The organism is Halomonas sp. Mc5H-6 (genome assembly GCF_024124705.1).
In the GTDB taxonomy this organism is placed as follows: Bacteria; Pseudomonadota; Gammaproteobacteria; order Pseudomonadales; family Halomonadaceae; genus Vreelandella; species Vreelandella subterranea.
In genome coordinates this window covers 41454-64482 of record NZ_JAMXSI010000010.1, presented here as the reverse complement: position 1 = coordinate 64482, position 23029 = coordinate 41454, and the positions used below count along the sequence as shown (strand labels likewise).

General features: G+C 58.2%; 18 protein-coding genes and 1 CRISPR repeat array. Of the genes, 8 read left to right on the top strand and 10 right to left on the bottom strand.

Features of this window, described 5'->3' with window-relative positions; translation table 11 throughout:
* The first annotated feature begins 136 nt into the window (after positions 1–136).
* Entirely contained in the window at positions 137–709 is a 573-nt protein-coding gene (locus tag NH395_RS13960) for a hypothetical protein (RefSeq protein WP_253025684.1), read from the top strand.
* Here NH395_RS13960 and NH395_RS13955 read toward each other — a convergent pair.
* The gene (locus NH395_RS13955) at positions 706–1740 is read right to left on the bottom strand and encodes an acyltransferase family protein (protein WP_253025682.1); all 1035 of its coding nucleotides are present in this window, start codon (positions 1738–1740) and stop codon (positions 706–708) included. The genes NH395_RS13960 and NH395_RS13955 overlap by 4 nt on opposite strands.
* 116 nt (positions 1741–1856) lie before the next feature.
* Between NH395_RS13955 and NH395_RS13950 the strand changes: the two genes are divergently transcribed.
* Together NH395_RS13950 and NH395_RS13945 are read left to right on the top strand one after the other, a co-directional pair.
* Positions 1857–2792, top strand: a complete 936-nt coding sequence (locus tag NH395_RS13950; protein WP_253025680.1) for an alpha/beta hydrolase-fold protein — start codon at positions 1857–1859, stop codon at positions 2790–2792.
* A gap of 68 nt (positions 2793–2860) precedes the next feature.
* The gene (locus tag NH395_RS13945) at positions 2861–3163 is read left to right on the top strand and encodes a hypothetical protein (protein ID WP_253025678.1); all 303 of its coding nucleotides are present in this window, start codon (positions 2861–2863) and stop codon (positions 3161–3163) included.
* A 78-nt stretch (positions 3164–3241) separates the two neighbouring features.
* A CRISPR array of direct repeats spans positions 3242–9445; the repeat unit is 29 nt; unit sequence CGGTTCATCCCCGCTCGTGCGGGGATCGG.
* 110 nt (positions 9446–9555) lie between these two features.
* On the opposite strand, the gene cas2e is transcribed toward NH395_RS13945, so the two are convergent.
* The 7 genes from cas2e to casA are packed head-to-tail and all read right to left on the bottom strand — an operon-like array spanning position 9556 to position 15722.
* Positions 9556–9849, bottom strand: coding sequence for a type I-E CRISPR-associated endoribonuclease Cas2e (gene cas2e / locus NH395_RS13940; RefSeq protein ID WP_035564117.1), 294 nt, complete (start codon positions 9847–9849; stop codon positions 9556–9558).
* Positions 9850–10770 (bottom strand): type I-E CRISPR-associated endonuclease Cas1e, encoded by a 921-nt coding sequence (cas1e, locus tag NH395_RS13935; protein WP_253025676.1) that lies wholly within the window; start codon positions 10768–10770, stop codon positions 9850–9852.
* A gap of 9 nt (positions 10771–10779) precedes the next feature.
* Positions 10780–11469: a type I-E CRISPR-associated protein Cas6/Cse3/CasE gene (gene cas6e, locus NH395_RS13930; protein WP_253025674.1), complete on the bottom strand. Its 690-nt coding sequence runs from the start codon at positions 11467–11469 to the stop codon at positions 10780–10782.
* Positions 11469–12221: a type I-E CRISPR-associated protein Cas5/CasD gene (gene cas5e / locus NH395_RS13925; RefSeq protein WP_253025672.1), complete on the bottom strand. Its 753-nt coding sequence runs from the start codon at positions 12219–12221 to the stop codon at positions 11469–11471. The genes cas6e and cas5e overlap by 1 nt, the downstream gene beginning before the upstream one ends.
* A 9-nt stretch (positions 12222–12230) precedes the next feature.
* Entirely contained in the window at positions 12231–13322 is a 1092-nt protein-coding gene (gene cas7e / locus NH395_RS13920) for a type I-E CRISPR-associated protein Cas7/Cse4/CasC (RefSeq protein ID WP_253025670.1), read from the bottom strand.
* Between the two features lie 43 nt (positions 13323–13365).
* On the bottom strand, positions 13366–14022 hold the full coding sequence (gene casB, locus NH395_RS13915; RefSeq protein ID WP_253025668.1) for a type I-E CRISPR-associated protein Cse2/CasB: 657 nt from the start codon (positions 14020–14022) through the stop codon (positions 13366–13368).
* Positions 14022–15722 (bottom strand): type I-E CRISPR-associated protein Cse1/CasA, encoded by a 1701-nt coding sequence (gene casA, locus NH395_RS13910; protein ID WP_253025667.1) that lies wholly within the window; start codon positions 15720–15722, stop codon positions 14022–14024. Before casA ends, casB begins: the two co-directional genes overlap by 1 nt.
* Before the next feature lie 88 nt (positions 15723–15810).
* Here casA and NH395_RS13905 point away from each other — a divergent pair, with 88 nt between their 5' ends.
* Positions 15811–16200, top strand: coding sequence for a DUF29 domain-containing protein (locus NH395_RS13905; RefSeq protein WP_253025665.1), 390 nt, complete (start codon positions 15811–15813; stop codon positions 16198–16200).
* 47 nt (positions 16201–16247) lie between these two features.
* On the opposite strand, the gene cas3 is transcribed toward NH395_RS13905, so the two are convergent.
* On the bottom strand, positions 16248–18926 hold the full coding sequence (gene cas3 / locus NH395_RS13900; protein ID WP_253025663.1) for a CRISPR-associated helicase Cas3': 2679 nt from the start codon (positions 18924–18926) through the stop codon (positions 16248–16250).
* Positions 18927–19152: 226 nt separating this feature from the next.
* On the opposite strand from cas3, the gene NH395_RS13895 reads away from it, so the two are divergent.
* From NH395_RS13895 to NH395_RS13880, 4 genes are read left to right on the top strand one after another with little or no spacing between them, the layout of a single operon-like run.
* A complete protein-coding gene (locus NH395_RS13895) occupies positions 19153–19302 on the top strand; it encodes a hypothetical protein (protein ID WP_175474716.1) in 150 nt (49 codons plus the stop codon).
* On the top strand, positions 19299–20033 hold the full coding sequence (locus tag NH395_RS13890) for an ABC transporter ATP-binding protein (protein ID WP_253025660.1): 735 nt from the start codon (positions 19299–19301) through the stop codon (positions 20031–20033). Before NH395_RS13895 ends, NH395_RS13890 begins: the two co-directional genes overlap by 4 nt.
* Positions 20017–20907: a metal ABC transporter permease gene (locus NH395_RS13885; protein WP_253025649.1), complete on the top strand. Its 891-nt coding sequence runs from the start codon at positions 20017–20019 to the stop codon at positions 20905–20907. Before NH395_RS13890 ends, NH395_RS13885 begins: the two co-directional genes overlap by 17 nt.
* A 41-nt stretch (positions 20908–20948) precedes the next feature.
* A complete protein-coding gene (locus tag NH395_RS13880) occupies positions 20949–21995 on the top strand; it encodes a zinc ABC transporter substrate-binding protein (RefSeq protein ID WP_253025647.1) in 1047 nt (348 codons plus the stop codon).
* A gap of 24 nt (positions 21996–22019) precedes the next feature.
* Here the strand turns inward: NH395_RS13880 and NH395_RS13875 are convergent, their stop codons facing one another.
* Positions 22020–22895 carry a LysR family transcriptional regulator gene (locus NH395_RS13875; RefSeq protein ID WP_253025645.1) on the bottom strand — a complete coding sequence of 292 codons (876 nt, stop codon included), beginning with the start codon at positions 22893–22895 and terminating at the stop codon, positions 22020–22022.
* Between the last annotated feature and the right edge of the window lie 134 nt (positions 22896–23029).

The window sequence follows — 23029 nt, the reverse complement described above, 5'->3', positions numbered from 1 at the left end:
TTGGTGCGAACAACAATAAAGCCTGGCCCTCTCGCATAATTTGCTTGCGCGCCAAGCAGTAGATACTATATTAAACTTTTCAACACAATTAGTTACAATAAGCAAAAAACTACGTACATAGGCCGGAGGGCACCCCATGAAGTCGGTCTGCTTTATTGTTGACACCTGCGTAACGGGTGCCCAATTGCCTCGCCATCTTTACACCATTTACCAAGCCACTGCCGACATACACACCCTTTGCACGCTCAAAGTGACCAGCCAAAATAACGACCACCGGCTAACGCAGATGGCGCAACGCTTCGACGCACATTGCACCACACTGCCAGGCACCGCACTGGGGGCACGCCTTAACCATGCGGCCGCCGCCAGCCAGGCCGAATGGCTGGTATTTGCCCTGCACGCCACGGCCTTGCCGGTCACCCTGTGGTCGGCGATGCTCCCCATGCTGGATAGCTACGCCGTGGATGCCGTCGTACTCGGCTCCAGTGAACCCACCCTGCCCGCACGCCTGCTGCAACGCTTTTTGGCCACGGCGCTACAGTCGCCGCCCTACATAGCGGTCCGACGAACCTGGTTGGAGCGCCTGGGGGGGTTCGACCCCGACCTCGACCGCAGCGCTCTACACGATTTCCTCCAGCGACTGCACGCCTGCCCGACCCGCATCCACACCCTGACAAGCAACGACACTTTCTCCCCAGGGGCCGCCTAGCGCACTGCCACCTTCAATTGCTTGCCAAACATCATCGACCCGATTCGGGACGTATTGACCACTTTGCTTAGCACAATGCAGCCGGTCATGCTCACCAGCGCAAGAATCCCGGCGTAAACCATGATGGGCAGCGACAACGGTGCGATGATCAGGTCGGTGACGATGAAAAACATCGGATGCGCCAGATAGATACCAAACGAATACACATTGATCTGGCGGACCCAATTCGGTGCGGCATAGCCTTTCAGCTGACGCGTCGCGCAGAGGGTAAACAGCACAAAGAATGGAATGACCCAGACCTCTTTCGAGGTGAACTCCGGCAGGCGGGCAAGCGTTGCCACGCAAAGCCCCAGTACAAACAGGCCCAGGCAGGCCGGGTGAGCCAGGTACTTTATCCACATCGGTCGCTTTGCTTTGTCACCATCAGGTGCCAGCGGGTAGTAACGCACGAGTACCAACGCCAGGAAAAACAGGTACAGCCAGCCGAGCGGCGCCACCCAGAGCAGATACCCCGGCGGGTCGACGCCCTGCCAATACGCCGTTCCCCAGTAAGCCATGCTGATCAAGCAGGATAGCCAGAACCACGGCACCGGATTGACCCGCCAGAGACGCAAGCGGGTAAACAGCCAATAGCCGACATAAAACTGCATCGCAATGATCAGGAAGTAACCGTGCCAGCCTGCATAAACAAAATACTCAACGGCATTGGCCCAGAAGTTGACCGAATCGCCTTCTGCCCATCTGGTCGCCCACTCCGCCGTTGAATAGATAAATCCATACACGAAATATGGCAGCATGACGTATTTAACCCGCTGGCGTATAAACCCATCAGGTACCGCTTTATCGTAGCGAACGGCGAATACAAAGACTGAAATAAACAGGAAAATCGGCGTCCCCAACACCATGGGGATGCGCATGAAATCGGTGACGAGAGTGTCGACGTAGTTGTTAACCTGGTCCATCAAATGGAATAAAAAAACGGCGATACAGCCATACGCTCTCAGCCAGAAGATTTCTTCCACTTTTTGCATGAACCCTCCCGCCAGGTTGTATTGCGCGACGCTAACGCATGAGCGCTTTGAACATCCCACTCCGTGAGCTGTCCGACCCGGGTAGAACACGATAATTCCCGACAGATGAGGTGCACATGAGGAAACGCCCCCTTTGGCGGTTCGCGTTCATCAGCCTGTTCGGTTTATTCGCTGGCCTGTTGGCGGCCACTTCAACCGCTCTCGCCAGCAGCGTGGAACGGCATCACTTCGATTCACCAACGCTTGGTGCCCCCTACCCCTACACGGTTTACCTGCCTGATGGTTATGCTGAAAACAGCGATACGGTCTACCCCGTGGTTTACCTATTGCACGGCTCGTTTGGTAACGAACGTGACTGGCTGGCCAAGGGTAATTTGCAGCAGACCGCTGACCGGCTGATTCGCGCCGGGCACATTCCGCCCAGCGTCTTCATCATGCCCGGTAGCCGCAGCTGGTGGGTCGACGGCCATAACGGCCCGGCCCGCAGTGCCTTTTTCAACGACCTCATGCCCCATGTGGAAGAGCACTACCGCGTGGGCGACGAGCGCTCGATGCGCGGCGTGGGCGGGCTCTCGGCCGGCGGTTTTGGCGCGGTTAACTTCGCGCTGGAACGTCCCGACCTTTTCGCCGCCGTCGCCGCGCTCAGCCCCGCGAGCTATGCACCTTTTCCGCCCAGCAACTCCTCGGCCAACCGTCACCCTGCCTTTCTTGATGAACAGGGCGAGTTCGACCGCGAGCTCTGGCAGCAGTTGAACTATACCGTGCACCTCGAGGACTACCGCATCAAAGTGACGCCTCGCCCCATGGCAGAACGTAGCGATGTGCCTCACGTTCCCATGTATATCAGCGCAGGGCGCAGTGACGTCTATGACGCCGAGTTTCACGCACGCCAACTGCGCCAGGCCATGGAAAAGATTCAACCCACCTCGGTGCACATGGACCTTTACCCCGGCGGCCACACCTGGAAAGTCTGGCGGGCCAGCCTGCCCGCGGCGCTTAACTTCATGTTTCAGCACGTCGGGCAGCCTAACCAGGGCGAAAGTAGCGAATAAGTAAGCTACGCTAATATAACGATATTTAGCTATGTCGCTTGCAACGCACCACGAAGAAGGAGTTTTCTATGCATCGGCACATTGAATGGGATATGCCAGGCAGCGCCAGCGTCGCGCACCACTACGCCCAGGATCCCAACCACGACGCCAGACCGCATATCGGCGACATTCTCTCAGCCCGCTACCAGGGCTGCTCGGTTCGAGTCGACGTGCAAAGCTACCAGGAAGATGAAGCGGTCAGCATCGGCCCGGTGGTAGCAATCATTGGCCCCCAGGGCCAACGCCTGGACAGCCACGGCAAGCTTCACAAAGGCGACATTGTCCGCCTCCCCGATGACAAGCGCGCTATGGAGCCAAGTCCGGAGGAGTGAGGCTACTCACACCCATAAAATTAGACCCCGCTGGCGCAGGGAACCTGCTCAAACAAAGCTACAGAAACATGGTTCGACCGATTCATCCCCACCCGTGTGGGAATCGGTGGTCGCGGTTTGCGTCGCCGGTCGGCTCGATCGGTTCAACCCCGACCGTGCGGGGATCGGGGATCGGGGATCGGGGAACGCTGCCGCTAAGCTGCTCGGTAATGCCCGGTTCATCCCCGCTCGTGCGGGGATCGGGTCTCGGCGTGTTGCTGGATCATGGGGAAATACGGTTCATCCCCGCTCGTGCGGGGATCGGAGGATGTGGCTGACGTAGTGGCGGTTCTCACGCGGTTCATCCCTGCCCGTGCGGGGATCGGAGTCTCGCCCGCTGTGCTGGACGAACAAAAAGCGGTTCATCCCCGCCCGTGCGGGGATTGGGATTCTAACGCCTTGGTCGACTTCCGAGAGCACGGTTCATCCCCGCCCGTGCGGGGATCGGGCTGAGTTTCGCGACCCTGGCGCCGGCGAGCCCGGTTCATCCCCGCCCGTGCGGGGATTGGTGGACTGATGAGGAGCTCAGCTTTTCCACGTCCGGTTCATCCCCGCCCGTGCGGGGATCGGCTCCACGTCCGCTATCGCCGCCTGATACATGTCGGTTCATCCCCGCCCGTGCGGGGATCGGCACTGCTGAAGCTCTTCTTCTGCCTCATCGATCGGTTCATCCCCGCCCGTGCGGGGATCGGAAGATCGCTCCGCGGAACGGATAACCTTAAGCCGGTTCATCCCCGCTCGTGCGGGGATCGGGGCCCCCTCATTAGCGAGTCGTTGATCCCATGCGGTTCATCCCCGCTCGTGCGGGGATCGGCGCGTCAATACCTGGCGCACGTCGGCGCTCGGCGGTTCATCCCCGCTCGTGCGGGGATCGGTCAAGGCGACTTACCCGCTTATACCATCCGTACGGTTCATCCCCGCTCGTGCGGGGATCGGCTGGCGTACGACGATGAACAAGACATCATCGACGGTTCATCCCCGCTCGTGCGGGGATCGGTCTAATTGCTCATTCAGCCTGGCTAACTCTCGCGGTTCATCCCCGCTCGTGCGGGGATCGGAACGCGGCGGCAACCGCACCGGCCACACCGCACGGTTCATCCCCGCTCGTGCGGGGATCGGGAGCGCTGGATGCAGCCCGGGGATTGGTCGCGGCGGTTCATCCCCGCTCGTGCGGGGATCGGCGATCTTGATAGCCGTTGTAACTGTACTGGTGCGGTTCATCCCCGCTCGTGCGGGGATCGGGCTACCTGCTCAAGCGCGAGGTATTCCGAATCCGGTTCATCCCCGCTCGTGCGGGGATCGGTACTCGGGGTTGGTTACGTAGCTGGGCCGTGGCGGTTCATCCCCGCTCGTGCGGGGATCGGTTTTGAAGATGAAGGAAGGCGGTATCCGTTGACGGTTCATCCCCGCTCGTGCGGGGATCGGGGTGGGTTTTTGTCGCGCTGGCCGTAAGGGCACGGTTCATCCCCGCTCGTGCGGGGATCGGGTGCGTCAAAGAGGAAACGGACTGCAATATCACGGTTCATCCCCGCTCGTGCGGGGATCGGCTGAAAATCCTCAAGCGTGCGCCAGCAACTGACGGTTCATCCCCGCTCGTGCGGGGATCGGTGCTCTTGCAAGCCGGAAAGCATGCCATCAAGGGGTTCATCCCCGCTCGTGCGGGGGTCGGTTCTCTCAGCCGATCCCTGACCAACTCAGCACCGGTTCATCCCCGCTCGTGCGGGGATCGGCTCAAGTCTAGGCAGATCGGGGCCACCTGGTACGGTTCATCCCCGCTCGTGCGGGGATCGGGCGTTGCCGTGCGCGACGGTAAAGGCGTTGGCCGGTTCATCCCCGCTCGTGCGGGGATCGGGGAATATCTGTATCCTCGACAATTTTGAACGGCGGTTCATCCCCGCTCGTGCGGGGATCGGGGCCAGTGCTCGATCAATCCGGCATCAATGTGCGGTTCATCCCCGCTCGTGCGGGGATCGGCCCTAACGCCATGCCGATCAACACTGCCGTGCCGGTTCATCCCCGCTCGTGCGGGGATCGGGGTGCTGCCATTTTATCTCCTGATCATGCAGGCGGTTCATCCCCGCTCGTGCGGGGATCGGTTCTGCTGTTTTGATTTTCATGGTGTTGATTCCGGTTCATCCCCGCTCGTGCGGGGATCGGAGCATGGCGCGGCGTTCTACGTTGCCGAGATCCGGTTCATCCCCGCTCGTGCGGGGATCGGACCGATAAGCAAACGCAGCGCCGCCCCGTTCCCGGTTCATCCCCGCTCGTGCGGGGATCGGGACGGCAAAAGCTACGAATTGGCCTATGACGACGGTTCATCCCCGCTCGTGCGGGGATCGGAATCGCTTCGTCCTGTCGGTTCTGAATATCGGCGGTTCATCCCCGCTCGTGCGGGGATCGGACCAGTCCAGCCGCGTCGCCTTTTTTAACTAGCGGTTCATCCCCGCTCGTGCGGGGATCGGTTTTAAACCTATAGTGACAATGAATTAGCCGCCGGTTCATCCCCGCTCGTGCGGGGATCGGAATCTTAGCTAGTGCAAGTTGAATGGTGCTAGCGGTTCATCCCCGCTCGTGCGGGGATCGGATGCGCCTGACCAGCCGGTGTATGTCGTTGACCGGTTCATCCCCGCTCGTGCGGGGATCGGTCTCCAGGGGATTGATCAAAAAGTTTCGCTAACGGTTCATCCCCGCTCGTGCGGGGATCGGGTCGCCGGGTCTGACGCCATCAAGGCGCGCAACGGTTCATCCCCGCTCGTGCGGGGATCGGCGATCAATAATCGTGGTCGATGACTTTCAATACGGTTCATCCCCGCTCGTGCGGGGATCGGTCTGTTGACTGGGGCGAGGCAGACAACGAGCACGGTTCATCCCCGCTCGTGCGGGGATCGGTCAAGACGATGATTCGCGACATCCCGGTGGTGCGGTTCATCCCCGCTCGTGCGGGGATCGGCACCCGCCATCAGCGCCCACGAAGCCGCCCGCCGGTTCATCCCCGCTCGTGCGGGGATCGGTGGCTAACGGGTGCCGAAGCGGTAGAGCAGGGCGGTTCATCCCCGCTCGTGCGGGGATCGGGATAGCAGTAGCGCCAAGGTTCTCGAACTGCTCGGTTCATCCCCGCTCGTGCGGGGATCGGGGTGGCCGGTTCTACGGCCAGTCCGCGCTGGGCGGTTCATCCCCGCTCGTGCGGGGATCGGTTTAGGGGTTTCGGCTTTACGCTTCTTGTCCACCGGTTCATCCCCGCTCGTGCGGGGATCGGTTCAGCGACCGCGCGCAATTCTATTACGAAAACGGTTCATCCCCGCTCGTGCGGGGATCGGGTTCACCGCGCGCTCCTCGAGCACCTCGCTGGCGGTTCATCCCCGCTCGTGCGGGGATCGGGGCGAACGGCATGGACGAAGAAGCTAGGCAAGCGGTTCATCCCCGCTCGTGCGGGGATCGGTTCAGGTAATCAATGGCGGCGTCCCATTTTTCCGGTTCATCCCCGCTCGTGCGGGGATCGGTAGTACTTAATCCGCCGAAGGGCTCGGTTATGCGGTTCATCCCCGCTCGTGCGGGGATCGGATTGGGCATTGATGGCGACCACGCTGACCGGGCGGTTCATCCCCGCTCGTGCGGGGATCGGAACCAACAAGCCGCCGCCCTAAAATGACCACCCGGTTCATCCCCGCTCGTGCGGGGATCGGCGGCTAACGACTTAGTCGATGAGATCGCCGAACGGTTCATCCCCGCTCGTGCGGGGATCGGGTGAAACTCGAAAACCGTCGCCGGGTTCCGTCCGGTTCATCCCCGCTCGTGCGGGGATCGGTCATTAGTGCTGCTCCTGGTTAGCGTTGGTGTCGGTTCATCCCCGCTCGTGCGGGGATCGGGAAGGCGCGCAGCTTCTCGGGAGCGATAAAGCACGGTTCATCCCCGCTCGTGCGGGGATCGGGCGCATGATCTTAAAAAGAGGGCAAAACCGGGCGGTTCATCCCCGCTCGTGCGTGGATCGGATCATGCCGCCTGCAAACAGGGTCGCCGCGTCCGGTTCATCCCCGCTCGTGCGGGGATCGGCAGGTCGGCCTCAAGGCCAGATATGTAATCTGCGGTTCATCCCCGCTCGTGCGGGGATCGGGCGACGGCGTCCGGTACTACACGGCGCATGATCGGTTCATCCCCGCTCGTGCGGGGATCGGGATCTTGATGACATCGAAAGCCGAATCGACAGCGGTTCATCCCCGCTCGTGCGGGGATCGGTCCAGCGCCAGGAGTTCACACGTGGAGCCCTCCGGTTCATCCCCGCTCGTGCGGGGATCGGGCGCGCCTAATTAGAGAGGTGTTTATGAGTAACGGTTCATCCCCGCTCGTGCGGGGATCGGGCGGCGTATGGCGAATGGCATAAAGCTGGTCGCGGTTCATCCCCGCTCGTGCGGGGATCGGATTGTCGGCCTGGCCGAGGGCCACAAGTCGATCGGTTCATCCCCGCTCGTGCGGGGATCGGATCCGTTCGGGTGGTGCCCACTTTTGAGCCAACGGTTCATCCCCGCTCGTGCGGGGATCGGCCGACGCCATATCAAACTGAAAGACGTGGCCACGGTTCATCCCCGCTCGTGCGGGGATCGGGGATTGACTACGGCCTCTAGCCAGACGCTGGGCGGTTCATCCCCGCTCGTGCGGGGATCGGTCCGCCGCGTCGTCTATCGCTGCGCTTAGCGGTTCATCCCCGCTCGTGCGGGGATCGGTATGTGTTGGCTATTGCCCTTGCGGCTGTGGCCGGTTCATCCCCGCTCGTGCGGGGATCGGTGGAATGGGTATATGACGATGGAGTGATTACCCGGTTCATCCCCGCTCGTGCGGGGATCGGTTTACGGGCGATCAGGGCTTAGCGCCCCGACCCGGTTCATCCCCGCTCGTGCGGGGATCGGCTATGGCCAACCCTTCCCGCCAAGCAACATCACGGTTCATCCCCGCTCGTGCGGGGATCGGCCACAATAGACGTTGTTCGCACTACTCGGGAGCGGTTCATCCCCGCTCGTGCGGGGATCGGCCCTAGTTATAGCTGGTTTTTTGCGACTCCTGCGGTTCATCCCCGCTCGTGCGGGGATCGGTATTGACCCTGAAGAATGGCGCGCTCCGTCCTCGGTTCATCCCCGCTCGTGCGGGGATCGGCTCATGAAGAAAGCGACTAAGTACATTGGCGCCGGTTCATCCCCGCTCGTGCGGGGATCGGCGCCTACTTCTCACGCTGTGAAGCGTCGGAGTCGGTTCATCCCCGCTCGTGCGGGGATCGGTGAAGGAAGACGGCGCCGTTGGCCCGGCAACGCGGTTCATCCCCGCTCGTGCGGGGATCGGAGGGACTGAATTACGTTTATTTATTAAACTACCGGTTCATCCCCGCTCGTGCGGGGATCGGTTCGTGCGGTTACGGATGGATTCGCTGGCCGCCGGTTCATCCCCGCTCGTGCGGGGATCGGGCGTCGTAGGGGATGCGTCGCCGCTTCTCGCTCGGTTCATCCCCGCTCGTGCGGGGATCGGACCTGGTGCAGCATCCGAGCGCGACGTATTACCGGTTCATCCCCGCTCGTGCGGGGATCGGCTGTGAATCGGGCGGCGTATCATCTTCTTGTACGGTTCATCCCCGCTCGTGCGGGGATCGGTGGTTGATGATGCAAGCCGCGCCGCTGCCTGGCGGTTCATCCCCGCTCGTGCGGGGATCGGGGCGGCTTCCAGGGCTTTGCTACGGTTGCTTTCGGTTCATCCCCGCTCGTGCGGGGATCGGCGGAAAGCGTCACCTTCTACCTCTGGACAGTGCGGTTCATCCCCGCTCGTGCGGGGATCGGTCTTTGCTTTCAGTGTTGTTGCTTTGTGCCAGCGGTTCATCCCCGCTCGTGCGGGGATCGGAGCGCCGTCAACTGCTCCCATAACTGCTCAACCGGTTCATCCCCGCTCGTGCGGGGATCGGCGCATCGGGCAAATGCAAATATGGGCCGCCACCGGTTCATCCCCGCTCGTGCGGGGATCGGATAAAATCAAGACCTTACAATGAGAATGATTATGGTTCATCCCCGCTCGTGCGGGGATCGGCGACTCCGCCGCTGGTGACAATTGAGGTCGTGCGGTTCATCCCCGCTCGTGCGGGGATCGGAGCCTGAAACAGTTTTTCGCGACGACGATTGGCGGTTCATCCCCGCTCGTGCGGGGATCGGGGCTCGGCATCGCTGCCCTTAAATGATGCGCGTGGTTCATCCCCGCTCGTGCGGGGATCGGACTTGTTGTAGACAGTTGATCTACAAGAAAAAAATAGCAGATAAAAATTCTACCAGCTATTTTGCTTACTTTTTAACCATCTTAAATTTTTAAAGATCCAATAAAATCAGCTAGTTAACTTGTGGCGGTAAAAAGCGCACCAAACGTAGTCCGTCATGATCGACTGGCTCTCGGCGGTTTTCTCCATAGGTTTGAAATTCAAAACCGGATTCATGGTTGCTGGCCCAGGCCATAGCTACGTTGCCATCTTCGGCTAGGGCCTCGACCTGCTCCCAAATCATTTCACGAATACGCCTGCTAACATCGCCCACGTAAACTCCGGCTCTAATCTCCAAGAGCCATACTGCCAACCGGCCACGTAGACGAGGCGGCACGGCTTCTGTAATTACCACGAGCATCGCCATTTATCCGCTCCTATGACCGGCATCGCCGACCGAAGGTGGTTCGGGAATCGCAGGCGGTACTGCATCGGGTGCTGGTGGCGGCGGCTGAATATCACCAGCGGCAAGCACATCTTCGATCATGGGGATTAAGCGTTGGAGTATGCGGGATTGCTTGAATGCATTGCGGCAGGCGATACGAACCTCTCTTTCCGGCATAGGCGGATTGCGCGCCGCGACTCTAAAGGCCGCGGGTACCACCGTTTCAAACTTCACGATGTCGGCAATGTCATAAACAAAACTCAACGGCTTGCCGGTGTGCAGATACCCGATGGCGGGGGCGTAGCCTGCTGCCAAAATAGCCGCTTCGGTAATCCCGTATAGGCAGGCGGTTGCTGCTGATAGGCATTGGTTTGCGACATCCGAGGCGTCCCACTGTTTAGGATCGTAACGACGTCCGTTCCATTTAACGCCATACTGTTTGGCTAATAGTTGGTAGGTTTTGCGCACCCTTGCGCCTTCCATACCACGCAGTTGCTCGATGCTGCGACGCGAAGGCGGCTCTTCACCAAAACGCAGCTCAAACATTTTGCGTACTACTTTAAGGCGCAATTTTTCATCTAGCGCTAGCTGCGCTTGGTACAACAACTTGTCTGATCTCGCACCGCCTGGTTGGCCAGCGCTATATAGCCTTACACCAGCATCACCCACCCAAATCAGTAAAGTTCCGACCGTAGCCGCCAGCTTAATGGCGGCATGAGAAACTCGGGTACCCGGTTCAAGCAACAGGCATGCGACCGAGCCCACCGGGATGTGCATACGCTCGCCATTAACGTCGTCAATGACGACGAAAGCGCCGTCGCGCACATCTATCTGCCCCATCCCGATAAAGATCATCGACATTCGGTCTTTTTCGGGAATGGGCTTTAGTGGAATAAAGCCCATATAAGCCTCCTAAGGTCGGCGCAGTAGTAGCAAACCACCACCAAATGCCTTGGCCCGACCAATACCATGGGCCATGGTTTCGATAAGTTTCCCAGGGTTTGTTACTTCCAGCAGGCCTTCGTAATCCACCGTCGAGAACTGAACCGGCTTGCCGCTGCCTTTGTTCAGCACATGTTGGCGGTAGGCGCCCAGCTCTGGCGTCACCGGCAGGCTAAAGCCCCATGTTTCAGCGCGACTTTCGAGCCACTCACGGGCCTTGCCATTCATAGCATCAACACAGGCTTGGCTGGTGCGTTGACCTGGCGGGAATGGTTTTTTGGCTGCCATTAACACATCCGCGCGCTGGCCGCGCTTCCCTGGCACAGAAACCGCTATCGTGGGGTTAGCGCGCAGGCGAAATGCCAGTCTCTCGCCCGCTTTGAGCTCTGGTGCGTAGGATTTGCTCTCGGCGGTCAGCAAGCCAGGCACTGATGAGGGTTCACGGTCTGAAAGAAGGTAAAATAGCGGTAGCCCTTTAGGGCCTTTACTCTCTTCGGCTTCTTCCAGCTCTTGCCGAAAAATAAATGGCCTTGGCCCTTCGTAGCCGGGGAATAGCTGCCATAAAAGCTGGTGAGCCGTATAGGCTTCAGCGTTCATTACATCAAACAGCTTGTCGCGAGACAGCCCGTTCAGGTCGACACGTACGCGTGAGAGATACATTAGCGCGCCTCCTCTGCTGCTATGGCCCGGCGAAACTCTAACCGGGGGCCAAACTGCCAGCGGCGTCGATTTAGCGGCAAATCCCACACATCGTTGTACTCTGCCGTTTGATCATTACCATCTAACCTACCGGCTTCACCTTCCCAGGCATATAAGGCTTCATCAGGAAAGCGAAGTACCGTTTTGTCTTCTCGACCGTTGAACGCCAGTGCAGGAAATGCCATATCAAGCGCTTCTTTAAGCGTGCTGCACTGCCGCCGCTGAGGGGCAAGCGGCGCAGCGGGCGGGCAGGATTTGCGCCCTAGATAAAGTGGGTAATAGGGTGTTTTGAGCGCTTGCTCAAGCTCAGAAAGCGTTAGGGTTGCCGCTGGCGTTAACCAGACGGCCACTGTCCATAGACCATCACAGCGATAGTCTCGGCTAGAGAGGATCGTTTTCAGCGCATCACGCGGCCCGCTTAGCTCTTCTTTGCGGGTGTGATAGCTCACTTTTGACTGTGCGGCGGGCATCTGCACCGTATGGTAGTCGCGCATCAGCATACCGGGGGTGTACTGTTTTACGCCCATGGCAATGCTCTCGCGCAGTTGCGTTTGGCCTGCATCGTCATCCCGGCGAACACCTAGTGCGGCCCCAAGCAAACCAAGCACGGCACCTTTACCTGGGTAAGTCGCTGTAGGACGCGTTTCACCAACCGCGGCTTCGCCCCAACTGGCAAGTGGCGCATAGAGCCGAAAAATAAGATAGTCGGTCATGCCGCCCCCTTACTGGTCGGTTTTTAAGAAAGCGATCAGTTCAGCAAGGTTGCCTTTCTTAATATCGCCTTTTAGCTGTGGTCCTTCATAGTCAGGCTCGGCGCTGATGACAAAGCGACTGTCAGCGCCTGCTTCATAAGCATCATCAAAGGCTTGTGCTTGGCGTTCCAGACATTTGATTGCATCAAGGGTTTGATCCTGACCGGTCACGGGCCGCAGGTAAGCAGTGGAGAGGGAGCGCGGCTGCTGATTTCCCTTTTCAGCCAATACATAGCTCGCGTGGGCGCGGGAACCGAAGCTATTTTGCTTACCTTTGGGGGAGGTTTTAACGGCGGCTTCAACAAGCGCAGCAATCGCTTGGTCGGCTAGTTCACTTTTGCCTTGCAGGTTCTCAACCAGTTGCTGGCGGTCGATACAGATATACAGGTAGAACAACCCGGCACCAAAGCCAGACTCACCAATATGCGCCGCACCGCGGTCTTTATCACCTGTGTTTAAGTCATCGACAGCGGTAAAGTAATCGTCTTCCACTTCGGCAGCATGCACGGTGATGGCATGGGCAACCTGGCAGGCGGCATCCACGTTATATTTAGGCTTAGAGGCTAACATTCGGCCAAATAGCGCCACATCGGCAGCAGCGGGATTATGGCGTAGAAGATCCAGCTCGTCCTCGCTGGGCTCACGATTCTCTTTCGCCAACGTCGTCACTAGATCGCTGATCGCTTGACGTTCCTCTCGGCCAACATGCACCAACTGCTCAATTTCAAACTCTTTTGCTTGGCCTTTTTCTATTTTGCGCAAACTGCCAAACACGCTGGCTATTTTTTCTGCGCTGGCCGCTGCAGTTTTTTCATCCAGACCTTTATCTGTCATTTCTTTATAGGCTTCTGAACCTAAACGCTTGGTACGCGTACCCACATGCCCAGCCAATGCTTCTTCAAAGAGCGTAGAGGTACGCCACGTGCGCTTGAGGCTTTGTGACGAAACGCGTAGGCGCTTTGCCCCACCCATCAAAGCAGTTTTGGGGCGGCCTAAATCATCGCGGTTCAGGTTGGCTGGCGGATAAGAAGTCAGCAGGTGCAGTTGAATAAAGTGGCTCACTAGATTCTCCTTGAGAATTTAATTAAAAAAATTAAGCGGTTTCTCAGTTATCTGAACTATTTTCAGTGGTTTGAAAATAATCTTTTGCTAGAACAAAGCTGAATCTATTCAAAGGGTTCACAGATAATGTGCCGCGATACTCTCGCCACCAGAGCGAGATAACACTCGCCAGCAACACAACGCTTACACCCTTTTTGTCTGCTAAAGCTAATGCCCGACGTAAGCGCTGTATAAACTCCTCAGGTGTTCGGCAAGAAATTAGTTGCTGAAATCGAAACTCGCTCATCAGCGGCTTACCGCCTTTATCTTTTCTATCGCCCAGACGGGTTGCTAAAGACGTTTCTCTCCTTTCCTCTCGTAACTCCGCCGTAATTAGCGCGATGCAAGACCAGACCTGCAACTGTTCTTCGCGATACTTTTTTTGCTTTGTTGACTCAGGCAGGCTCGTCCATAGCTCGCGAAACCCTTGAGTTAACATCGCGGATTCGGCGCTATCACAGCGACGCAGTACTGCACGGACACCCCGAGGTAACGACCGCTGTTTTGTTAGCTTTTCAAGTTCGTTCGGTGGTAGCGTCAATCGCTGCCACCACTGTCGCAGTCTTATAGCTTCTTCGGGGCTCAGGGCGAGTAGAGCATCACGCTCACCTGCCGTGACAATTTCAGCTTTTCCGGGATCTTCAGTTACCACGTCACTCATCAGGCGTCTCCTGTCGTGGATGCAGCAGAGGCCGCGATACGCTTGGCCTTCGCGGAGGGGGCAAAATCACCCTGTTGGATAAAGTCACTCACCACTTTGCTACCTTTGCTCTTGCCGCTAAGAAAGTTTTGCAGCTGCCGGTGGGCAGCGGTGGCACGTTCAAGATCCATGCTTTCCTGGGCGCCGCTTAGGGCCAAGTCTTCGAATACACGCATGGCTTCACGCTTAAGGGCGAAGTACCAGCGCTCAGCGATGCCGGAAGGAATATGCGGTGGCGGCGAGTCTTGTTGCAGCACCTGCTGAAGGGCTAGTAGCGCTTTAAAAAACCCAGGCTGGGTTACATCGTAAAATTGGTTATCAATGGCGCTCATATCGCCTTTGGCATCCGATGGCCGCGAGAACCAGGCGTTTTTGACCTGGGTGCGTACCATCCAGGCGATATTGCGTGAAAGCTCGGTCAGTTGGTGAACCCAAGAGCGGAGCCTTTCCTGCTGACCTTGTGGAATTTTCACCAAGGGCATTTCCACGCTATACCAACCGCGCGGTTTCATATTGTCCATGTCGTAGCCAAACACCCAGAGACGCGCCTCTCTCAGCAGCGCCTGAATGTCTTCGCCATGCGCTCGCTCTTGTGTCACTAGCTTTTGTTTGTGGATATAGCCTTTCAACACCGCTGCCGCGATTGCACCACTGTTCTCTTCATCATTCAGTACAAAGCCTGACCAGTGCCGATAACCAAGCCCGCCCGGCTGACCTTTACTGGAAAGCGGTAACTCATTGGGCTTTTTGGGATCACGTCGATAGGGTGTTAGCGGGTGTAACCAAGGGCCGTCGTAATTTGCCCCCTGCTTTTTAGCGCGTAATTCGCGCACTACCCGCTGTGTTTTTCGTCCGCAAATATCGCAGGGGCATTCATCTGCGTCTTCAAATAGCAGCCGGAAGCGGCGCGGCATTGACCAGTAAGCGTGTAGCGGGTGGGAGTCTTCAGGTAGCACCTCGGTGCCTTTCTTATCGCTCACCCGCGTATTAGCCATCCAGAAAAATAGCGAAGGTTCTTCTGGATGCGGCGTCGACCACTGCTGCCCTTTCTGGATGGTTTCTTTCTGCGTAATGACGTTTAGCCATAGGCGCTCCCACAGGCTGGCATCTGATGACTCCGGCATTACCAGCGTTGTCAGTGGCCCCCCACCACGCAGGCCCACGCGAATACCGGCACCGCCCGCAGGTGCGTTAATCTGCATGGTGTATAGCGCTATGGCCGCGCAGGCTTCACACATCACCTCAACACGGCCGCGCTTTACGAAAAAGTCGGTATTATTTTTGATGCCGTTAGCGCCTGGGGCATCAATTAATAATCCGCTAACGGTGGCGTTGTTTACATCCTCAAGCGGATCGAGATCCTGCATAAAGCGAGGGCCGTCGCCGTCCAATTCAAAAGCGCTACTGAAAGGTGCAAACGCTTTATCCAAGGCTTCAACACTGGGAGGCGCCATTAACAAATCAAGCCAATCGTCATGGGTTTTCGGCGATAGCGCTGTTTGTAGCAGGCCGATCAGAAACTGGTAGGCCGCCCCTTGAAAGTCCGCGCGCGGCAGGGCGAGGTTAATTACATCAGAATCAGCCACTGCGTAGGGAGGGCGATTCTCTACCTTCCCATCTTTCAACAGCAAGGGCAGCCAGGAGTCTTCAAGTAAATTCATGTACACCTCGATAGTGTCGTCTGGTGTCGGCGCTTCGTTTACACTGAAAAATATTAGGGTTCGTCAGAAGGCGGGGAGGATCAGAACAATGGCGATTCATTATGAGCAGGATGCCTACGCCTGGGCGCTTGAACAGGCGGGGCTGCTGCGGGCTGGAAAACTGGACAAGCTGGATCTGGAGCATCTCGCCGAGGAGATTGAGAGCATGGGGAAAAGCGAGCGACGCGCCTTGATTAGCCAACTGGCCCGCTTGCTGATGCACCTGCTGGAATGGGATCACCAGCCGGAGCGGCGCTCGCGTAGTTGGCGGTTGACGATTCAGGATGCTCAAAGCAAAGTGAATCGCCTGCTGAAGGACAACCCCAGCTTGAAGGCATCGCTGCCTGAACTGATGAACGAAGCCTACGATGACGCCCGCCGAGCAGCGGCTATCGAAACAGATCGGGAACCCCAGGATTTTCCAGAGCAGTGCCTGTAAAGCTTTGAAGAAGCGATGGACTTTCAACCCAACGAACATTGAACGCCTCATGGCGTTTGCTCCTTACTACCTAACCTTACGCCCCACTGGGTGTCGTAGTCGCACTCAGGGTCATCGCTGGGCAGCCAAGGCTGGGTGTATTTCAGGGCTTTATAGCGCTCGTGAAGGGTAAGCCACTGGCTTTCATAGCGGCTTGGCAACGCTGCCAACTTGGCGGCCTGGCTTTGGCGTAGTTTCACCTGACTAAGCATATCGGCATGACAACTCTCACCCGCCCACAGCACTAGCTCGTTATCATCGGTGAGTGACAGCAGCACGACATTGACCGTGGGCTCGTCCATCAGCCTTGTGCCTATCTCTTGCTCTTCCTGCCACTGATCGCTTTTTATGTAACCCTCCTCAAGATTAAGTGCGTTGAAGTTAGCCATTGAGCCCGCCGTTCTCTGCATTCCTTTTTGTTCGTAGCGCGCTGCCTGCAGAGCATCAGGAATATCGTCAGATACTGAGCCATAAACACTTTCAATAAGATCTCTCGCCTCTTCGGGCATACGGATTGCTTCTAAACGACGCAGTACCCGCTGGGTTAACCAGCTTAACGATGTGTCGCGGTAAACCGCCTGGGTGCCTGGCAGGGTGCGCTTGAGCCAATGCTCATCAGGCTCATCCGCCCAGGGCGGCGCTAACACCAGCAGACGCGGCAGGCAACGTGCCCCACGCTGGTGGCGCTGTAAGCGGCCTGCCCGCTGGATAAGTAAATCAATGGGGGCAATGTCACTGATCATCACATCCACATCACAGTCGAGAGACTCCTGAAATACCTGGGTACTGATCAACACTTGGCCCTTGCGTATTTCAGGCGTTGAGTCTTTGCCTAAACGCTCAATGACCTGGGACTCAATGCGTTGCCTATCCACCATGGCAAAGCGGCTGTGGAACAGCAGGCAGCGTTCAGGATCAGGGTGGCGGGCAGCGATAGCTTCGAATGCGTGAATAGCGTCATCTACTGTATTGCGCACCCAAGCGATACACTCACCTGCCTTCACTGCTTCTATCACCGCTTCTATCGCCTGCTCCTCTTCGGTTAGCCAGGCGACTTCAACACTCCTGGACACCTCTTTGCGCGATCCTAGCGGCAGCTCTAACGGTTGCCCTTCGCTCACACGGGTCAGTAACGGAAAGTCATCTTTTTGTGGTTTCGTTGCGGGCTGCCCAAGCCCCTTCTGCCAAGCAGCCATTAAGGCACTGCGCATGGCACGGGGAAGCGTGGCCGTTAGCAGAATAGCACTACCGCCCTGGCGGGCATGGTAGGCCAGTAGTTGGCTGAGCAGTGTTTGCATGTAATTGTCGTAGGCGTGAACCTCGTCAATCACTAATACCTTGCGCGCCAGCCCATACAAGCGCAGCGACTGGTGGCGAAACGGTAAAATGGCCATTAAGGCTTGATCAATGGTGCCTACCCCCACTTCCGCCAATAGCGCTTTTTTACGTGAATCCGCTAGCCATTGGTTACAGCGGCTAGTGGCCGAGAGCTCGCTAGCGGTGTAATCCAGATCACTAGGCTGAGGTGCGGCGACGGCGGCGACAAAATCGTCGTTTAAATCACGCGCACCGTGGGCAAGGACAAAAGAGGGGGAGGAGTCAGCGGTATAAAACCGCCGATGCAAATTTCCCAGGCGTGAATACATGGCATTAGAAGTCGCCATAGTAGGCAGTGCGAAATAGAGCCCATCGCCGTGACCTGCCGCTAATAGGCGCTGGGTCAAAATGCAGGCGGCCTCGGTTTTGCCTGACCCGGTGACGTCTTCCAAGATAAACAGCTGCGGCCCGTCTGAGATCTCTACTGTCTCGGCAGCCTGCTGCAAGGGCGTTGGCGTGATGGATTGCTTACCAAACCAATCTGACATCCCAGCATACGGCAAAGGCTTGGAAACGTTGTTAAACCCTGTTTCTTGCAGCGCGTTTTCAGCGTTTTTTAATGCAATTTGCCAATAGTCGGTGAGAGGAAGCTTCTCGTGACGATAGGGAAAGTGATCCTGGTTTGAGCCCAACCAATCACTCAAGGTTGCCCAGCCTGCAATTGACCAGCTTAGCGTCTGTAGCGCATACACCCACTCTTCTGAAGATAGCTGTTCGACTGGCCATTCTGGTGGAACGACACTGGCCCAATCGGCAATAAATTGGCGCGTTGCTTCAATATCGTCGGCGTGCTCGTCACAGCAGAAAAACATCTCTACGTCGATATTGCCTGCGCTTACAGGCTGGCCGTGATGACCAAAGAAAGGAGCACTGAAAACAGGAAGGGCCGCGCGAAGCGTTTTGACTGTAGAGCGGCTCGGTTCACCAGGCCACTGCAAAGTGCCATCCTCTAACCAGTCTCGCCAGTTAACCTCCCAAACCACTGCGCCTAAGCGGTCGTGGCGCTCGGTATAGGCATATTGCGCAGCGGGAGGGACTAATGCCAAGTTTGAGGTCGGTTGAAAAAGCCCCTGGAAAGATCGTGAAAACTTGCCAATGTCGTGCAAGCCCAACCAAAAAACCAATAGATTACGCAGCGCTTCAGGCTCAAGACTTAGTTGCGCTGCCAAACACTGTGTCAGGGGTCTATCAGGTGAAAGCAGCCGCCAGCCCACGGCTGCAACATCGAGGTTGTGATACGGCAATAGATGACACTCTACGGCCATTCCCTTGGCTTGCGCTTTGCCCCAATAGCGATAGTAAGTCACCATTGCCCCTCCATCGTTTTTCTAACCTCATCTAATCATTCTTTATAACGAAACACCATTGACCTTCGTCATGCATCGCCAACATTGAACCCACTCTCGCCTGATTTGCAGGGATCGCGGCATGATTAGCGTTGCCCTGCGCCGCTGAGCGAGTAGAATAATTGGCAAATTTATTGGCATCGCCAATTGTTATGTTATAACCTATTTTGTCATTCACGAGGTCGGTTTAATGAGTGAGCATTCGCATCGCCATAACAAGGAAGGCCCTTGTCATTTTTCGCTGATGTCGCTGTCGGCGTTGCGGCGGCTGCTGTCGGTCTCGGTACCCTTGCTGGTGCTGTGGTTAATGGTGTGGTGGGCTAACGGGTGGGCGTCATGAGTCAGCGTTCACTATCACGCCTGCAGTTGCACAACCTGCATTTGGCCCAGGGGCACCGTACGGTGCTCGAGCATGTGGAAGGCGACTTTCAGCCTGGGGCGATCACCGCCTTGATTGGCGCGAACGGGGCGGGCAAAAGCACGCTCATTCAAGCCATCATGGGTGAACTCCGCCCGATGAGCGGCAAGGTCGTATGCACCGTGCCCAAGGAACGCCGGGCCTGGCTACCGCAGCAGTTGGCGTTGGACCTGTCCTTCCCGATGAGCGTGGAAGAGCTGGTGATGACCGGCAGCTGGCCGAGCCATGGGGCGCTGAAGGGCTATTGCGCGGCGCACTACCGCAAGGGCCGCGAGATCATGGCGCGGCTGGGTATCTCACACCTGGCACACCGCCCGCTGGGTGAGCTTTCCGGCGGCCAGCGCCAGCGCGCCCTGATTGGCCGAACGCTGATGCAGGAAGCCGAGCTTCTGCTGCTCGACGAGCCGTTTGCCAACGTGGACAGCGAGACGGTGGATATCCTGATTCGCATCCTGCGCCAGATGGCCGACGACGGGGCCACCCTGATTCTGGTGCTGCACGATATGGATCACCTGCGCCGCCTGGCCGACGAGGTGTTGATGCTCAACGGCGGTCACGGCCGCTGGGTCTCGCCAAGCGCCTTGACGCATCAACACGCCCCGGCGGAAGTGGTGCCGTTTACGCTGGGAGGCCGTCATGCTGGCACTGCTTGATGCCTGGTTTATCGCGCCTTTCGATTACGGCTTCATGCGCCGTGCGGTGGTCGGCGGCCTGGCGCTGTCGTTGGCGGCGCCCACCCTGGGGGTATTCCTAGTGTTGCGCGGCATGAGCCTGATTGGCGACGCCATGGCCCATGCCATTCTGCCTGGGGTTGCGCTGGGCTTTTTGCTGGCGGGGTTTTCTCTGCCGGTAATGAGCATCGGCGGCGTGATGTTCGGCGTGATGGTGGCATTGCTTGCCGGGGCCGTTTCCAAGATGGGCGGCCAGCGCGAGGACGCCGCCATGGCGAGCTTTTTCATTATTTCCCTGGCGGCAGGCGTGATGCTGATCTCGATCGGAGGTAGCAGCGTCGACCTGACCCATGTGCTGTTTGGTTCGATTCTGGCGATCAACTCCACCGCGCTGCTGCTGATCGCCGGGATGAGCACCTTGATTGTGCTGACCCTGGCGGTGATTTTCCGCGCCCTGGTGGTGGAATGCCTGGACCCGCTGTTTTTGCGCGGCCAGAGTCGCCGCAGCGGCTGGGTGCACAGCGTGTTTTTGGGGCTGCTGGTACTCAACCTTACCGCCGGGTTTCAAACCCTGGGAACGCTGATGGCAGTGGGCTTGATGATGCTGCCAGCCACCTCGGCGCGCTTCTGGAGCAAGCGCCTGGAGGGGTTGATCGGGATTGCCGTGGCACTTGCGATGGTTGCCAGTACCGGCGGGCTGTTGCTGTCGTTTCATCTCGATATTCCCTCAGGCCCCAGCATTATTCTGCTGGCCGGCAGTGGCTATCTGTTGTCTGCCCTGTTCGGCCGTTATCACAGCTTGGCGGCGAGGTGGCGGCGTAGAACGGCGCCGCTGCCAGCCGAGCCGAGCACTTGACGTTCGGGCGTGGCCCGCTGCATTTCCACAGGAGTGATGACATGAGATTGCCCCCTTCCCGCTGGCTGGTTGGCGTATCGGCCCTGCTGGCGTTACCCGCCGCCATGGCGTCTGAACGTGTCCAGGTGGTCACCAGCTTTTCGATACTCACCGATATGGTCGAACAGGTCGGCGGCGAGCACGTCGAGGTGACCTCACTGGTTGGCCCCGACGGTGATGCGCATATGTATACCCCGAGCCCGGGGGATGCGAGGGCGCTGGCCGACGCGGACCTGGTGGTGTTCAACGGGCTGCTGTTCGAAGGCTGGATGGAGCGCTTGATCGACGCCAGCGATTACACCGGGGCGCTGGTGACGGCAACCGCAGGCATCGAGCCACTGGGCCGGTCAGGCCACGATGACCACGGGCATGACGACCATGGACACGACGATCACGGGCATGACGACCACGCTCACGATAACCATGGACATGACGATCACGGTCACGCTGATGAACACGTCCATGGCGACGATGACCCGCACGCCTGGCAGGACCTGGCACGCGCCGAAACCTATGTGGCGAATATCCGCGATGGCTTGATCGAAGCCGATGGCGACAATCGCGAGGCTTATCGGGCCAATGCCGAGCGCTACCTGGCCGAGATCCAAGCGGCGGATGAAGAAATCCGCGCGCTGATCGAAGAAATCCCTGGCTCTACCAGCGTGATTACCGGCCACGATTCGTTTGGCTATTTTGCCGATGCCTACGGCGTGCGTTTTCTATCCCCGGTGGGCCTGTCGACGGAAGCCGACCCCAGCGGCGCCAGCATGGCCGAGCTGATCGACGTCATTGAAGAAGAAAACGTCGAGGCGCTGTTCCACGAGAACATGACCAATCAGTCGGTGCTTGATCAGTTGGCGGAAGAAACCGGATTGAGCGTAGCTGGCACGCTATATGCGGATGCCCTGAGCAGCGAGGGCGAAGCAAGTACTTACTTAGGCATGATGCGTCACAATGCCAGAACGTTGCACGATGCGTTAGCCGAGCCGGGACACGAAGACCATGGTCATGATGATCACGGTCACGACCACGGCGAGCATGACCACTGATCGGAGCAAATCAGTCCGCGCGGCTCAGGCGGTTGTCGCCTTGAGCAGCCACGCTCGGAAACACGCCATGGCGTGGGTTTCGGGGCGTGTCTGCAGGCGCGTCAGCCAGTAGCCTCCCAAACTGACAGCGGTGCTGAAAGGCTGTACCAGCGCGCCGCTGCTCAGTTGACGGGGGAACATCAGGGGTGGCGCCAGCGCCACTCCAGCGCCTTGCAAGGCGGCCTCCACCATGGCGATGGATGAGTCGAAAACGATGCTTTTCGACATTGGATAGCTGCTGGGCAACCCCGCCGCCAGTAGCCACTCGGTCCACTCATCAGCGCGATAGGAGCGTAGCCAGGTCTCGCCCAGCACATCCGCTGGGGTGTTGAGCCGGGCAGCGATCTCTGGCGTGCACATTACCGACAGCGACGCCGGTAGCAAGGGCTGTGCGGCGGTACCGTGCCATGCCCCGCTACCAAAACGGATCGCAAAGTCGAGGCCCTCGGCGGCCAGCTCGGCGCGATTGTTATGGGTGGAAAGGCGCAGGTCGATAAACGGGTACTGTTGCCGAAAGTCATCCAGACGTGGCAATAGCCAGCCGACGGCAAAGGTCCCCACCACGCCCACATGCAGCACTTCCCGATAACCGCGCTCGCCTATCCGGTCCAGGGTATGCGCCATCTGGTCAAAGGCGCCATTCAGCACCGGCAACAAGCGCTCGCCCTCTTGCGTCAACATCAGCCCGCGGGGCAGGCGTTTAAATAGCGGTACCTTCAACTGGCTTTCGAGCAGTTTGACCTGGTGGCTAACGGCCGCCTGAGTGACGCATAGCTCATCCGCTGCCCGGGTAAAGCTCAAATGCCTCGCCGACGCCTCAAAGGCGCGTAACGCGTTTAGCGGCAGATAGGAACGCGCCATCCGGCCTCCCTAATTTTTCTAATGGCTTGGGCAAAATATCGCTGTTTGTGGCCCTCACCTGCCCACCCTATATTAGCGACTGTCAGGCACGTATCGGCTGGCGACTACACCTGGCCAACTGACACTCACCTTCT

What these genes read in the sequence shown, in the direction of transcription:
- cas5e (WP_253025672.1), bottom strand. Translation starts at nt 12,221, where the DNA reads ATGACCGACTATCTTATTTTTCGGCTCTATGCGCCACTTGCCAGTTGG.
- casB (WP_253025668.1), bottom strand. Translation starts at nt 14,022, where the DNA reads ATGAGTGACGTGGTAACTGAAGATCCCGGAAAAGCTGAAATTGTCACG.
- casA (WP_253025667.1), bottom strand. Translation starts at nt 15,722, where the DNA reads ATGAATTTACTTGAAGACTCCTGGCTGCCCTTGCTGTTGAAAGATGGG.
- NH395_RS13895 (WP_175474716.1), top strand. Translation starts at nt 19,153, where the DNA reads ATGAGTGAGCATTCGCATCGCCATAACAAGGAAGGCCCTTGTCATTTT.
- NH395_RS13880 (WP_253025647.1), top strand. Translation starts at nt 20,949, where the DNA reads ATGAGATTGCCCCCTTCCCGCTGGCTGGTTGGCGTATCGGCCCTGCTG.
- NH395_RS13950 (WP_253025680.1), top strand. Translation starts at nt 1,857, where the DNA reads ATGAGGAAACGCCCCCTTTGGCGGTTCGCGTTCATCAGCCTGTTCGGT.
- cas1e (WP_253025676.1), bottom strand. Translation starts at nt 10,770, where the DNA reads ATGGGCTTTATTCCACTAAAGCCCATTCCCGAAAAAGACCGAATGTCG.
- NH395_RS13960 (WP_253025684.1), top strand. Translation starts at nt 137, where the DNA reads ATGAAGTCGGTCTGCTTTATTGTTGACACCTGCGTAACGGGTGCCCAA.
- cas3 (WP_253025663.1), bottom strand. Translation starts at nt 18,926, where the DNA reads ATGGTGACTTACTATCGCTATTGGGGCAAAGCGCAAGCCAAGGGAATG.
- NH395_RS13945 (WP_253025678.1), top strand. Translation starts at nt 2,861, where the DNA reads ATGCATCGGCACATTGAATGGGATATGCCAGGCAGCGCCAGCGTCGCG.
- NH395_RS13875 (WP_253025645.1), bottom strand. Translation starts at nt 22,895, where the DNA reads ATGGCGCGTTCCTATCTGCCGCTAAACGCGTTACGCGCCTTTGAGGCG.
- cas6e (WP_253025674.1), bottom strand. Translation starts at nt 11,469, where the DNA reads ATGTATCTCTCACGCGTACGTGTCGACCTGAACGGGCTGTCTCGCGAC.
- cas2e (WP_035564117.1), bottom strand. Translation starts at nt 9,849, where the DNA reads ATGGCGATGCTCGTGGTAATTACAGAAGCCGTGCCGCCTCGTCTACGT.
- NH395_RS13890 (WP_253025660.1), top strand. Translation starts at nt 19,299, where the DNA reads ATGAGTCAGCGTTCACTATCACGCCTGCAGTTGCACAACCTGCATTTG.
- NH395_RS13885 (WP_253025649.1), top strand. Translation starts at nt 20,017, where the DNA reads ATGCTGGCACTGCTTGATGCCTGGTTTATCGCGCCTTTCGATTACGGC.
- NH395_RS13905 (WP_253025665.1), top strand. Translation starts at nt 15,811, where the DNA reads ATGGCGATTCATTATGAGCAGGATGCCTACGCCTGGGCGCTTGAACAG.
- NH395_RS13955 (WP_253025682.1), bottom strand. Translation starts at nt 1,740, where the DNA reads ATGCAAAAAGTGGAAGAAATCTTCTGGCTGAGAGCGTATGGCTGTATC.